13 protein-coding genes and 1 pseudogene are annotated in these 13,057 nt (G+C 70.1%); 8 read left to right on the top strand and 6 right to left on the bottom strand.

Annotated features, from left to right (window positions below):
• Window positions 1-6: 6 nt before the first annotated feature.
• The 3 genes and pseudogenes from IPK71_03715 to IPK71_03705 form a co-directional block, all read right to left on the bottom strand.
• Window positions 7-1,050 (bottom strand): SUMF1/EgtB/PvdO family nonheme iron enzyme, encoded by a 1,044-nt coding sequence (locus IPK71_03715; GenBank protein ID MBK8212833.1) that lies wholly within the window; start codon window positions 1,048-1,050, stop codon window positions 7-9.
• A gap of 211 nt (window positions 1,051-1,261) precedes the next feature.
• The gene (puuE, locus tag IPK71_03710) at window positions 1,262-2,239 is read right to left on the bottom strand and encodes an allantoinase PuuE (GenBank protein MBK8212832.1); all 978 of its coding nucleotides are present in this window, start codon (window positions 2,237-2,239) and stop codon (window positions 1,262-1,264) included.
• 116 nt (window positions 2,240-2,355) lie between these two features.
• Window positions 2,356-3,286 (bottom strand): annotated as a pseudogene (locus IPK71_03705) (LysR family transcriptional regulator).
• 118 nt (window positions 3,287-3,404) lie between these two features.
• Here IPK71_03705 and IPK71_03700 point away from each other — a divergent pair.
• The 3 genes from IPK71_03700 (at window position 3,405) to IPK71_03690 (ending at window position 5,316) form a co-directional block, all read left to right on the top strand.
• Window positions 3,405-4,133: a carboxymuconolactone decarboxylase family protein gene (locus IPK71_03700; GenBank protein ID MBK8212831.1), complete on the top strand. Its 729-nt coding sequence runs from the start codon at window positions 3,405-3,407 to the stop codon at window positions 4,131-4,133.
• Window positions 4,134-4,166: 33 nt separating this feature from the next.
• Window positions 4,167-4,631, top strand: a complete 465-nt coding sequence (locus tag IPK71_03695; protein MBK8212830.1) for a nuclear transport factor 2 family protein — start codon at window positions 4,167-4,169, stop codon at window positions 4,629-4,631.
• Between the two features lie 73 nt (window positions 4,632-4,704).
• Window positions 4,705-5,316: a pyridoxamine 5'-phosphate oxidase family protein gene (locus IPK71_03690; GenBank protein MBK8212829.1), complete on the top strand. Its 612-nt coding sequence runs from the start codon at window positions 4,705-4,707 to the stop codon at window positions 5,314-5,316.
• 10 nt (window positions 5,317-5,326) lie between these two features.
• On the opposite strand, the gene IPK71_03685 is transcribed toward IPK71_03690, so the two are convergent.
• Both IPK71_03685 and IPK71_03680 read right to left on the bottom strand, forming a co-directional pair.
• On the bottom strand, window positions 5,327-6,034 hold the full coding sequence (locus IPK71_03685) for a hypothetical protein (GenBank protein MBK8212828.1): 708 nt from the start codon (window positions 6,032-6,034) through the stop codon (window positions 5,327-5,329).
• 224 nt (window positions 6,035-6,258) lie between these two features.
• Window positions 6,259-6,627, bottom strand: coding sequence for a hypothetical protein (locus IPK71_03680; GenBank protein MBK8212827.1), 369 nt, complete (start codon window positions 6,625-6,627; stop codon window positions 6,259-6,261).
• A 79-nt stretch (window positions 6,628-6,706) separates the two neighbouring features.
• Between IPK71_03680 and IPK71_03675 the strand changes: the two genes are divergently transcribed.
• Both IPK71_03675 and IPK71_03670 read left to right on the top strand, forming a co-directional pair.
• The gene (locus IPK71_03675) at window positions 6,707-7,105 is read left to right on the top strand and encodes an MmcQ/YjbR family DNA-binding protein (protein ID MBK8212826.1); all 399 of its coding nucleotides are present in this window, start codon (window positions 6,707-6,709) and stop codon (window positions 7,103-7,105) included.
• Between the two features lie 62 nt (window positions 7,106-7,167).
• Window positions 7,168-7,860, top strand: a complete 693-nt coding sequence (locus IPK71_03670; protein MBK8212825.1) for a DUF2461 domain-containing protein — start codon at window positions 7,168-7,170, stop codon at window positions 7,858-7,860.
• 81 nt (window positions 7,861-7,941) lie between these two features.
• Here the strand turns inward: IPK71_03670 and IPK71_03665 are convergent, their stop codons facing one another.
• Entirely contained in the window at window positions 7,942-9,030 is a 1,089-nt protein-coding gene (locus IPK71_03665) for a PHB depolymerase family esterase (GenBank protein ID MBK8212824.1), read from the bottom strand.
• Window positions 9,031-9,263: 233 nt separating this feature from the next.
• On the opposite strand from IPK71_03665, the gene IPK71_03660 reads away from it, so the two are divergent.
• Genes IPK71_03660 through IPK71_03650 form a run of 3 tightly spaced genes read left to right on the top strand, consistent with a single transcriptional unit; the run spans window position 9,264 to window position 12,956 of the window.
• Window positions 9,264-10,529, top strand: a complete 1,266-nt coding sequence (locus tag IPK71_03660) for a PHB depolymerase family esterase (protein MBK8212823.1) — start codon at window positions 9,264-9,266, stop codon at window positions 10,527-10,529.
• Window positions 10,526-11,779 carry an MFS transporter gene (locus tag IPK71_03655; GenBank protein MBK8212822.1) on the top strand — a complete coding sequence of 418 codons (1,254 nt, stop codon included), beginning with the start codon at window positions 10,526-10,528 and terminating at the stop codon, window positions 11,777-11,779. The genes IPK71_03660 and IPK71_03655 overlap by 4 nt, the downstream gene beginning before the upstream one ends.
• A gap of 28 nt (window positions 11,780-11,807) precedes the next feature.
• Window positions 11,808-12,956 carry a hypothetical protein gene (locus IPK71_03650; protein ID MBK8212821.1) on the top strand — a complete coding sequence of 383 codons (1,149 nt, stop codon included), beginning with the start codon at window positions 11,808-11,810 and terminating at the stop codon, window positions 12,954-12,956.
• Window positions 12,957-13,057: the final 101 nt, after the last annotated feature.

The raw sequence follows: 13,057 nt of genomic DNA, 5'->3' as shown, positions 1-13,057 counted from the left end.
CGAGCCTCAAGGGTCGGCGGTGTCGGTCGGCCCGTCGGTGCAGCAGCGAAACCCGGTCTCGACGTTGACGTAGAGCGGACCGTGCCCTCGCGTCTGCGGGCGGCAGCGCGCACGCACGAACGACCAGTGCCCGCCCTTCAAAATCATGCGGTAGCCCCAAGCGCGCGTGGAGCGCGTCCACTCGTCGACGTTGCCCGTCATGTCGGCCACGCCGAAGGGGCTCGTGCACCGCGCGAACGCGCCGGCGCGCTCGCCTTGCCACATGGCGTCGATGCCGCGGGCCGTGTGGCCCGTGGTGCGGGGGGCGAAGGTGCCCTCCGGGGGCTCTACGCGCGGCCGATCGATGGGGCACGCCGTGGCGTCGCGCGTGTAGCCGTACGGGTAGGGGCGCCCCTCTTCTCCTTCGCACGCGAAGGTCCACTCGCTCTCCGTGCAGAGGCGCTTCCCCTCCTTCTTGCAGAACGCCTCCGACTCCGAGAACGTCGTCACGACGAGGGGATACTCTCCGAGCCTGTTCGGGTACTCGTAGCGATCCATGCAGAACCGCATAGGCCTTCGCGGGAGCGTGTCCCGGACTGCGCTCCACATCGCCTCCGAGAAGCTCTCGCAGACGCGCTTCGGTACGCGCCAGCGCTCGCAGGTGCGGTCCTGGGCCTCGAGCACGCGATCCGTGTCGTCGTGGCCCCGTTCGTCGAGCAGGAGCCCTCCCTCGACGCGCACCATGCCCGGCGCACACCCCGACGCCTTCGTGGTCGGGGGCGCGGGGAGGGGAGGGAGCTCGTCGGCCACGGCCTGCCAGTGCAGCGTCGCCACCTGCCGCCACGTGTAGTGGCGCTCGCGGTAGATTTTGTCGACGTGGTACCCGAGCTCGAGGAGCCGAGGCCCGTGGGGTGGCTCGGGTCCGCTCGCGTCGAGGCTCGCGTCGGGCGAGCCCGTGTCGAGGCTCGCGTCGGGCGGGCTCGTGTCGACGGGCACGGCCTTTCGCTGCACGGTCTCGCGCCCAGGCCCCTCGGGGGTAGGTGAGGCGCACGCGCATGCGCAGGCGCCCACGGACGCGACCACGACGACCGCGCTGACCCATCGCCTCGCGCCGTCGCGCGCCCTGCGATCGAGGCGAGGAGCTCCTCCATTCCAGGCGCCTGGAAAAAAATTCCAGGCGCCTGGAATGAGAAATCGCCCGAAAATCCTAGGGGCCCAGAGAACCACCGCGGAGCATGTGGCACTTGGTGTCACATTTTTGTCGCCCGGCGCGGGCATCGGATCACCCCCAGACGAAGGCCGTCTTCGGGTCGAACGGGTGGGCTTCTTTCCAGTGCCGCGCGATGTCGATGCGCCTCGCGACCCACACCCGGTCGTGGGCTTCGACGTGGTCGAGGAAGCGTTGGAGCGCGCGCATGCGCCCCGGTCTGCCGAGGAGGCGGCAGTGCATGCCGATGCTCATCATCGAGGGGCGCTCGTCGCCTTCGGCGTAGTGCACGTCGAAGGCGTCGCGGAGGTACTCGAAGAACTCGTCGCCGTGGCTGTACCCCTGGGGCAACGCGAAGCGCATGTCGTTGCAGTCGAGCGTGTACGGCACGACGAGGTGCGGGGCGAGCTCCCCCGAGGTCTTGCGCACCTGGAGCCAGAAGGGCAAATCGTCGCCGTAGTAGTCGCTGTCGTACTCGAAGCCGCCGAAGTCGGCCACGAGGCGGCGTGTGTTCGGCGAGTCCCGCCCGGTGTACCAGCCCGCGCCGTGGAGCGCGCGGGGGCCTCGCCCGTCGGGTGCGCCGTCGCCGGTCATCTTGGCGATCACGGCCATGCCGCGGGCCATGTGCTCGCGCTCGGTGGCCTCGTCGACGTTTTGGTAGTGGATCCATCTGTGCCCGTGGCACGCGATCTCGTGGCCCGCTTCGACGAACGCGGCGGTCACCTCGGGGCAGCGCTCGAGCGCCATGGAGACGCCGAACACCGTGACGGGCAGCTTGCGCTTCTCGAGCTCCCGCAGGATGCGCCACACGCCGACGCGCGAGCCATACTCGTAGATGCCCTCCATGCTGAGGTGGCGCGCCGGAAAGGCCGGGGGCGAGAACATCTCGGAGAGGAACTGCTCGCTGCCCGCGTCGCCGTGGAGCACCGAGTTTTCTCCGCCCTCCTCGTAGTTCAGGACGAGCTGCACCGCGACCCGCGCGTGCCCGGGCCACCGCGCGTGCGGAGGGTTCTTGCCGTAGCCGAGGAGATCACGAGGGTACCTGTCGCTCATGGACGGAGCAGCATACCGAGATCGGGAGCGCGCGGGGGCGGGAGGCGTCGCGCGTGGACGGCCGAGCCTCGTTCCTCCCCAAGGCGCGCGGCTGCCGCTCGCGCTCGGAGTCGGAGTCACCTCTCAGGCTCGGGTTTCGCCCATGTTCGGAGATCGACGAAGGCCCAAGAGCATGTCTCGAGCGTGAGATCGGTGAAGGCCCGGAGGCTCGCCGAGACGAGGCGCGCCCCCGGATAGACGAGCTGGATCGGCAGGGGAGGCGGCTCGTAGTCGGGGGAGAACCACGCGCAGCCCTCCCCGACGAACGGCGTCGACGACCTGGTACGAGAGCGCCATCGTGATGCCCCCGTCGCGCTCCGCGTGACCGATCGCGGCCTCCGCGCTGTTCGTCGCGAGCACGGGGCGGAACGGGACGCTCTCGTCGCCCCCGCGTGTGGGGAAGCGCCACTCCGGCGTCGGCGAGAGGGCCGTGAACTGGACGAGCGCGTGGCGGGCGAGGTCGCGTGGACGACGGATCGGCTTGTGGGCTGCCAAGTAGCGCGGGCTCGCGACGAGCACGCGGCGCGTCTTCCCGACGGGGCGCACGCGGAGGCTCGAGTCCTCGAGCGATCCGATGCGGACGGCCACGTCGACCCCCTCGTCGAGGAGGTTCACCACACGATCGCCGAGAAGGAGCTCACCCGTGACCTTCGGGTAGCGCGAAAGGAACGCGGACAGGAGGGGTGCCACCTCGCGCCGACCGAACACGAGCGGCGCCGCCACGACGAACCGCCCCGTAGGGACGGTGACCTCGGCCCGGGCGCTGCTCTCGGTGTCGTCGATGGCCGCGAGGATTCTCCGGGCGCTCTCGAGGTACCGGGCGCCTGCGTCCGTCAAGGTGACCGAGCGAGTCGTGCGATGGAGCAAGCGGATCCCGAGATGCGCCTCGAGCGCGGCGACCATGCGGGTGGCCGCGGAGGAGGAGATCGCGAGCCGTCCCGCCGCGCCCGAGAAGCTCCGACGCTCGGCGACCGTGACGAACACCTTCATGGCTTCCAAGCGGTCCATGAGCACTATTGCATCATCTGCACGAGTGCATGCCAATCGGATCCATTGTTCCGCGTCGCGCAAAGCCTCACCTTCACGACACGGCCCGATGACGGAGGCCGCAACCGAAGGAGCCATCATGTCCCGCATCGCCATTCCCGGTTCGATCGACGCCACGCCCTCTGCCTCTCAGCCGCTGCTGGAGGCCGTGAAAGCCCAGCTCGGCTCGGTGCCGAACCTCTTCCGCCTCGTCGCCCAGAGCCCTGCCGCCCTCGATGGCTACCTCGGTCTGAACGGCGCGCTCGCCAAGGGTGCCCTCGGCGCCAAGACGCGCGAGCGGATCGCCATCGCCGTCGCCGAGCAGAACGGCTGTGACTACTGCCTCTCGGCGCACACCTACCTCGGGAAGCAACTCGCCAAGCTCGACGACGGCGAGCTCGACGCCGCTCGGCACGCGCGCTCGCTCGACCCGAAGGCCGACGCGGCCCTTCGTTTCGCCAAGGCCGTCATGACGACGCGTGGTCATGTCTCGGGAGCCGACCTCGACGAGGCGCGGAAGGCGGGGCACTCCGACGCGGAGCTCGTCGAGATCGTCGCGCACGTCGCCTTGAACACCCTGACGAACTACATGAATGGCGTGGCCTCGACCGAGGTCGACTTCCCGAGTGTGCGCGCGCACGCCGAGTACGAGGGGCTGTGCACGGTCGCCGTGTCCATGGGCGAGCGTGTGCCGTCGGACGCGAGCTCCACGAGCCACTACGCGGGCCGCACCTTCCGCTTCTCGAGCCCCGCCGCCAAGGCGATGTTCGACGCCGATCCCTCGAGCTTCGTGGCGAAGGCCGACGCGCGCTGGCCGCTCCTCGGATAGCTCGATGCTCACGAACACCCGCGAGGACGACCCATGAAACGACCGCCTCTGCCTCCCTTCGACGCCGAGACCGCCGCCCTCAAGGCTCGGCTGGCCGAGGACGCTTGGAACAGCCGTGATCCCGCGAGGGTCGCCCTCGCGTACACCGAGGGGAGCCGTTGGCGGAACCGATCGGAGCACTTCCAGGGGCGCGACGCCATTCGCGCCTTCCTCGAGCGAAAGTGGCGCGCGGAGCTCGAGTACCGCCTGATCAAGGAGGTCTGGGCTTTCACCGCCGACCGCATCGCCGTGCGCTTCGTGTACGAGTGCCACGACGATGCGGGGGCCTGGAGACGGAGCTACGGCAACGAGCTGTGGGAGCTCGAGGCCGACGGGCTCATGCGACGCCGCGAGGCGAGCATCAACGACGTCGCCATCGCGGAGGGGCAACGGCTCTTTCGCTGGCCCCTCGGGCGCCGTCCGGACGATCACCCGGGCCTCACCGAGCTCGGGCTCTGACTCGGATTCCGATTCTGAACCCGACGCGGAACGTGGACCTGCCGGTCCGCCGCGCAGCTCCAGGAGATGCGACATGACGAGGACGCTTACCTATCCGAGCGACGTGGCGTTCACACCCGCGGTAAAGGCCATCCAGGCGAAGCGTGGGTCCCGGGCGGCCTACGCGCGTATGGAGGCTGCAGGTGGCTGGGAGACCGAGATCGACGCGTCGCTCGCGGCGTTCATCGCGGAGCAGAGGAGCTTCTTCCTCGCGACGGCCAACGCGGAGGGGCAGCCGTACATCCAGCACCGTGGCGGGCCGCCCGGCTTCTTGCGGGTCACGGGGCCGCGGACGCTCGCGTTCGCGGACTACAGGGGAAATCGGCAGTACATCAGCCTCGGGAACCTCTCCGAGAACCCGAAGGTGCAGCTCTTCCTCATCGACTACGCGCAGCGCGCGCGCGTGAAGATCTGGGGGACGGCGCACGTCGAGGAAGACCCGGCCCGCGTCTCCGCGCTGATGCCCGAGGGCTACGACGCGAAACCCGAACAAGCCCTCGTGATCGAGGTCGTCGCCTGGGACGGGAACTGCCCGCAGCACATCCCCCAGCGCCTCGAGGCGAGCGACGTGGCGCGGGCGCTCGCGGAGCGAGACGAGCGCATCGCGACCCTCGAGGCGGAGCTCGCAGCGCGTCGGTCCACGTGACGGTCCTCGCTCACGGGGTCGGCGCTCGGCATACCCCGCCCTCGCAGATTTGGGGCGCGGGGCAGTCCACGTCTTTCGCGCACGCCGGTGTGGTGCACGCTCCCTCGCGGCAGACACGGCCACCGCGGCATTCGGCGTCGGTGGTGCATCCGCTCACCGCGGGCGCGGCAGGTGGCGTCGCGCTCGGCGCCGCGGAGGCCGAAGGGGCCGTCACGCTCTCGGTCGCCGGTGTGGGTTTGATGCTCGCCAACCGCGACAGGATGGAGCGCTCGAGCGTTCCCGTGGACGTGCATTTTTGGCGCACGCTCGAGTCGAGGCGCACGTCCGCCCCGAAGAGGCCGACGCTCTCGTAGCTGTTCGCCAGGCAATCGAAGAACGCGTTCACCGTCACCTTGGTTTGTCGTGGTCCTTGGGCGCGGAGGAGCACGTTGAAGTGCGTGCGGTGCTCGACGAGCTCCACCTTCCCGTTCGGTTTCGGGGCTGGGGCGTTGCAGTGCATCACCGTCGCCACGAGGGAGGTCGGCATCACGTGCTCGGTCGCGAGCAGCCCCGACGTCTTGTCGATGTTCTTGATCGGCAGGCCGCGCGTCGCGAACCACTCCACGGTGGCGTCCCATACGGGATCGAGAGGCGCGTCGACGACGATCTCCGTCTCGATCGGCTTGCTCGGGGCGGCCGGTCTGGGTGGCTCACAGCCACTCGAGACCAAGGCCACCATCACCGCCGCTATGAGCCCAGTGAGACATTTCCGACGGAACGCCATCCGAGGGTGAAGTGCAAGTCGTGGGCCCGCCGGATGGGCTCCGTCACGCCGCTCCGGCTCTGTCCGCCCGCGCATGCTGGAGCTCCCAGGCCAGCAAGGACTGCGCGGGTGCGCGGCTCGTGCACGGTGCGCCAGCGTGAAGCTCGCGTGTAGGACGAAGTGTGCGCTCGCGTGCGCCGTCAGAGAAAGCGCGTGAGCTCTTCGAGGGACTCGGCGTCGAGCCCATGGCGCCCCACGAGCTCTCGGCGCCACGCGCTCGCCCGTGCGCCGACCGCGGCGTCGGCGAGGCGCTGCACCGCGCGAATGGCGAAGCCGACCACCGGCGCCACCATGAGCGCCGTGGCGTACGGGAAGTGCGCGTTCAGCACCACGAACTGGGCCTCCCGGACGGCGACCGCGAGCACACCGCCTACGACCAGCGCGAGCACGACGCCCGGCACGAGCACGCGCATCCGTACGCGCCGCGCCCGCGCCACGAGCTCGGCGATCGCTTCGGCTTCGACGTCCCTCGGCTCGGGGCGGGAGCCGGCCTCGCGGTAGGTGGACACCCAGAATGCGTACCTCGCGCCCTTCGAGGCGGCAAGGTGCGGTCTTCTCACGAGGCCCGACATCGCGCACGATGCCCGTATGGCGGCGAAGCGGCGAGCCGAGGGCGGCAAAGAGGCGATCGTGGCTCGCCTGCGCGCGTTGTGTTTGGCCTTCCCCGACGCGAACGAGCGGATCTCTCACGGGTCACCGACGTGGTTCGCCGGAAAGGGCAAGGTGTTCGCGATGCTCGACGACCACCACCACGGCGCCGAGCATCTGTCCGTGTGGGTGCCGGCGCCGGACGGCGTGCAAGCGACGCTCGTCGAAGCCGCCCCCGAACGCTACTTTCGCCCGCCGTACGTGGGCCCGAGCGGGTGGATAGGGGTCGTGCTCGACACACGGCCCGATTGGGCGGCCGTCGAGGACCATCTCCGCGACGCGTTTCTGCACGTCGCCGGGAAACGGCTCCGTGAGCGCCTGCTCTCGGGGGCGGGGTAGCCGCGCGCCCTTCGGCGGCATTTCGGTCTCGTGCCCCACGGGGCACGCTGTACGCTCCGCGTATGCCGACCGATCGATTCGAAGGGTTCGCCGACAGGAAGGGCGCGTTCTTCGCCGCGCTCGCGAAGCACCAAGACCGCGAGTGGTTCGCCGCGCACAAGGCCGAGTACGACGAGGGGTGGGCAAAGCCGCTCGGGGCGCTCCTCGCCGAGGCGCGTGAGGCCGTCGACGATCTCTATCCGGACTTCGAGCTCGGTGAGGCGAAGGTCTTCCGCATCCACCGCGACGTGCGCTTCTCGGCCGACAAGTCTCCCTACAAGACGCACGCCGGTGGGCTCGTCCCGCTCGGTCACGCGAAGGTCGCGCTCGACGTGAGCGCCGCCCTCTACGTGCAGGTCGGCACGGAGTCGTTCGCGGCGGCGGGCATGTACGGCATGGGCCCCGAGGCGCTCGCTCGGTACCGCGCGGCCGTGGCCGACGAAAAACGCGGAAAAGAGATCGAGAAGATCGTGCTCGGCCTCGTGAAGAAGGGGTTCTCTCTCGACTCGATGGAGACGCTGAAGAAGGTGCCGCGTGGGCTCGAGCCCGACCACCCGCGCGCCGAGCTCCTGAAGCGGAAGGGGCTCATCGTCATGTTCCCGAAGCTCGAGCCGGCCGAGCTCGTGTCGCGGAAGATCCTGACGACGATCGTGAAACACGCGAAGGCCGCCGCGCCGTTCGTGCGTTGGGTGGCCGGAGTCGCCGAGGGGCGCTGACCCGGGCCCCCTCGCATTCCAGGTGCCTGGAATTTTTTTCCAGGCGCCTGGAATGGGCCGAGCGGTGGCCACGCGCGAGCCTCAGATCCCGAAGAAGTCGGCCGCGAGCTTCGACGAGCAGAGGCCCGTGTCGAGCACGAACGCGCCGGCTTTGCCGCAGCCACCCTTCGGATCGACCGCGACGCCGTGGCTCATCCCCGGCACCTCGTACGTCTCGACCTGCACCTTGCCGGACGGGTCGAGGTAGGTCTTGTGGGTGGCCGAGCCGACCTTGTCCGTCTTGCTCGGGGTCTCGTTCGCTCCGCCGACGTTCGCCCATTGTTTGGCGAGCTCGCCGGCGTTCATCGGCTTCACCGTGGAGTCGCTCGTGCCGTGCCACACCTGGAGGCGCGCCTTCGCCGACACGCTCGAGGCCGCACGCACGAGATCGCCCCACGCGTCGCCCGTCTTGGTGCGACCGGGGCTCATGCACGAGTACGCGTCGACCATTCCGCTCGCGCAGCGGTAGGGGAGCCCGGCCATGACGGCGCCGGCCTCGAAGACGTCGGGGTAGGTGGCGAGCATCACCGCGGTCATCGCGCCCCCCGCGGAGAGCCCCGTGACGAACGCGCGCTTCGCCCCGGTCGCGCGCTTCGCGTACTCGGCCATCGCCGCGATCGACGCGGCCTCGCCGCCCCCGCGTGCGATCTGCGCGGGCTCGAACCAGCGAAAACACCGGTTGAAGTTGTTGCCCGTCACCTGCTCCGGATAGACGACGAAGAACCCGCGCTCGTCGGCGAGCTCGTTCCATCCGGCGGCCTCGTACGCTTGGGCCGACTGGGTGCAGCCGTGGAGCGCCACGACGACGCTCGGGTCGGCCGCGGGCGTCTTCGGCGCATAGAAATGCATTCGGAGCTTCCCGGGGTTGTCGCCGAAGTCGTCGACGGTGGACGTCGTCCCGGCGGCGGGAGGAGCGCCGGTCGGCCCCGACGGAACGGGAGGATCGCCCTCGCCCGGTTCGCGCGGTGGACCGAAGGGCGCGCCCACGGAAGAAGAGGGGGCGCACGACGGGTCGTATGCGCCGGTCGCTTCGCTCGTGTCGGCGCAGCCCGAGCCAGCGAAGGAGATGGCGAGCGCGAGGAAGCCGAGGGAGAGGGCAGGGCGGAGCGACACGAAGAGGGGTCGGAGCATGCTCGCCGAACAGCAACCGTCGTGCCGCGGTGCGTTCGAGCGTGCCGACGTGTCGGCGCCCGAGCCTTCTGGCGACCTCGGCCCCCGAGGTCCGAGCGCTCGCGTCGCCGAGGACGCGGGCGACCTTCGATTTCGGTGCGTCACGCGTGACGCGGCGAGGGCCGATCGGCTTGTTTCTACGAGGTTTCGTGCGCGTGACCTCCTGGCATGGACGCTGCTCAAGGGCGCGCACCATGCGCAAGAAGCTCCCCCTCTTCCTCCTCGCCCTCGCCGCGGCCGCCTGCAGCGCCGACGCTCCTTCTCCGGAGATCTCCGTGACGTCCGTCGGTGCCGTGAGCCAGGCGGCGACGCCCTCGCTCGTCGAGGTGACCGGGTTCGGGTCGAACCCCGGCGCGCTCAAGCTCTACGCGCACGTGCCCGCCGCGCTTCGGCCCGGCGCGCCGCTCCTCCTCGTCATGCACGGGTGCACGCAGACCGCGGCGGACGCGACGCGGTACGGCTTCGACACGCTCGCCGACGCGAACGGCTTCGTCGTCGGGTATCCCGAGCAGCAGACGGCGAACAACCCCCTTCGGTGCTTCAACTGGGCCGGGGAGTACGGAAACCCCGCGAACGTCACGCGCGGTCAGGGCGAAAACCTCTCGATCAAGCAGATGGTCGACAAGCTCGTCGCGGACCACAAGCTCGACCCGAAGCGGGTCTTCGTGGCGGGCTTCTCGGCGGGCGCGGCGGAGGCCCTGCTCGCGGCGGCGACGTGGCCCGACGTCTTCGCGGGCGCGGCGTCCATCGCGGGCATCCCGTTCAACTGCACCACGACGTACGCCGAGGTCTCGTCGTGCCAGAAGCCGGGCAAGACCTTCACGGCCGACGCGTGGGGCGACAAGGTCCGCGCGGCCCACCCGACCTTCACGGGCCCGTGGCCGAAGATCTCCGTGTGGCAAGGTGCGAGCGACACCGTCGTGGGCCCGTCGAACCGCGCCCAGATCACGAAGCAGTGGTCGAACGTGCACGGGCTCCCCGAGGCCCCCCAGGTCACCGACACCGTCGACGGCCAGAAGCACGAAGCCTGGAAGAGCGCGAGCGGGGCGGTCGTCGTCGAGTCGTACGAGATCGCGGGCATGGACCACGGCGTGCCCATCATGGCGGGCTGCGGCACCGCCGGCGCCTACGCGTACGACAAGGGGATCTGCGCCTCCGTGCGCATCGCCGAGCATTTCGGCCTCGTCGGCTCGAGCGCCACTCCGACCCCTTCCACCGACGGTGGCTCCGCGGCCGACGCGGGGGCGAAGCCGAGCGGACCTTCGGGTAGCGCGGGCCCGGACGCCTCCGGACCGTCGGGGGGTACGAACGCCGCCGAGGACGCCGACTACGGGAGCCGCAACGGAAGTACGTGCAGTATGCAGGTTGGCGCGACGCGGACCTCGGCGCTGTCGCTCGTCGCCCTCGGGCTCGTCGTCGCCGCGCAGGTCGTGCGCCGTCGCTCGCGGAGGCAGCCGTGAGCCGCGAGGGTATGCCGACGAAGGCCCAGGCCATCACGTTCGCCGCGGCCTGGGCCGGGTGGGTCATGGACGCCTTCGACTTCACCGCGTTCTTGCTCGTGATGCCGGAGATCGAGAAGACCTTCGGCGTGAAGCACACGGCGAGCGCCGGCGCGATCGCGCTCACGCTGCTCATGCGCCTCGTCGGCGGGTACTTCGCCGGGAAGGCCGCCGACCGGTGGGGCCGAAAGCTCCCGCTGCTCGTGAGCGTCGTGTGGTTCGCCGTGTGCGACGGCGCGATCGCCCTCGCCCCGAGCTTCACCGCGATCCTCGTGCTCCGCACGCTCTTCGGGCTCGGTATGGGCGCGGAGTGGACCTCGGGCACGACGCTCGCGATGGAGAACTGGCCCAAGAAGACACGCGGGATCGCGTCGGGGGTGCTCCAGGGGAGCTGGGCCGTCGGCTACTTGCTCGCGGCGGCCGTATCGGCCTTCGTCGTCCCTCGCTTCGGGTGGCGTGCGCTCTTCGTCGTGACGGCGCTCCCGGCGCTCTTGGTCCTCCCGCTGCGTTCGTGGGTGCCCGAGAGCGAAGAGTGGAAGAAGGTCGCGAAGGCGAGGCCCGAGCCGCTCCGGGTCCTCTTCGCGAAGCACGAGGGGCTCCTCGGGCGCGCGGTGTGGGGCGCCCTCGCGATGTCGGTCGGCTTCGGCGCGTACTACGCTTTGACGGGCCTCTATCCCACGATCTTGAAGGTCGAGCTCGGCCTCGGCGCACACGAGACGTTCGTGCTCGTCGCGCTGTTCAACGTCGGCATGATGCTCGGGGCCATCGTGAGCGGTGTGGTCGCGGCGAAGCGGAGCGTGGCGCTCGCCATCGTGGTGCCTGCCGGGCTCTCGGTGCTGGTGATGCCGCTCTACGTGGGTCACCCGCCGTCGCACCTCGGCGTCGGTGCGTTCCTCGGAGGGGCGTTCGGGGCGGGCTTCTGCGGCGTGACGCCGATGCTGCTCACCACCATGTTCCCGGCGGAGGCGCGGGCGAGGCTCGTCGGCATCACGTACCACGTGGGCGCCTTCGTGGCCGGCTTCCTCCCCCTCGCAACGGCCACCCTCGCGGAGCGCGCGGGCACCTCCCTCGGCTTCGCGGTCATGATCGTCACGTCGATCCTCGAGCTTTGCCTCGTCGTGCTCGTCCTCGCCACGCTCGGGAGGACCCGCGCGCCCTCGCCCGAAGACGCGCACGCCGACCTCGAAGCCGAGCCCACCCCGGGCGAATGAGCCCTCCCCACGCCGACAGGACCTCGTCATGATTTCCCTTCTTCGTCCCTCCCTCGCCTCGCTCTTCGGTCTCACCGTCGCTTCGGCGCTCTTCGTCGCGCCCGCGGGCTGCCTCACGTCCGACGCTTCGCTCGCGCGCGCCGACGGAGGTGGCACCGACGCTACGGTCGTCGTCGAGGGGTCGGACCCGTCGCAGAACCCGGGCAACGCCGACGCCCCTTCCGTGAAGTACCGCGTCCTCGCGGGCCACCCCGGGTGCACCCCGGCGGGCCTCTCGTACCCGGCCGCGAGCATCCCGGGCTACACGTGCGCCGCGAAGGCCTACCCGGCCGATCGCGAGGACACGAAGAAGCCCATCGTCGTCCTCGTGCACGGCAATTCGTCCACGCCCGCCGATTGGGAGAAGTTCCCTGCCGACAAGGCCGACGCGAAGCCGATGCTCGCCGAGCGGCTGGTCGACGCGGGCTTCCGGGTCTTCGCCGTCGACTTTCGAAAGGACAAATCGGACGACCCGGCCGGGAACAACGACACCGAGAACGCGGCGCAGAACTTCGATCACGCGTGGGCGACGCCCATCCTCGAGCACCTCGTCGACAGCGTGCTCGCGGCCTACCCCGGCCGAAAGATATCGATCGTGTCGTTCTCGGTCGGCTCGACGATCGTGCGCGACGCGCTCCGGAGGCTGCACCGCGCGAAGAAGAAGCCCTTCGAGCGCATCGATCTCCTGGCGCTCGCCGCGGGTGGGCACCACGGCGTCTCCACGTTTCGGAAGCTGTGCGGCGCGAACCCGACGATGCGAGGGCGCATCGCCTGCGAGCTCGGGGATCGCACGGCGTTCGTGGACACGGACTTCTCGAAGCCCCTGAACGGCCCGGGTGGCGCATGGGAGACGCCGTGCCGCGACGGGGACACCGCGTACGGGCAGGCCGGCGTGTGTGGAGGAAACAAGGTGCGCTACCTCACCCTCGTGATGCGCGACATCAAAGAAGGCACCTTTCAAGACGAGTTCGTCTCCGAGGCCGCGAGCGCGCTCGCGGGCGCCGACAACCAGACCGTGGAGCTCACCGACGTCGACGAGACGGGGTACTTCTTCAACGGTCTCTTCAAGAACCACCAGGGCGCGATCCGCAGCGAAAAGGCGCTCACGGTGCTGGTGAAAGCGCTCTCCGGCACCTGACACCCCGCGACGCGCGCGAAGAGAGCCCGGGCCAAGGGCCCCTCTCCGGCGCGCGTCGCTCCGAATCGACGCACGAGATTCCGCGTCCGCGCGGCCCGAGT

The organism is Myxococcales bacterium (genome assembly GCA_016712525.1).
GTDB lineage: Bacteria > Myxococcota_A > Polyangia > Polyangiales > Polyangiaceae > JAAFHV01.
The sequence above is the reverse complement of the archived record's forward strand: the minus strand, read 5'-3'. Positions and strand labels throughout refer to the sequence as shown.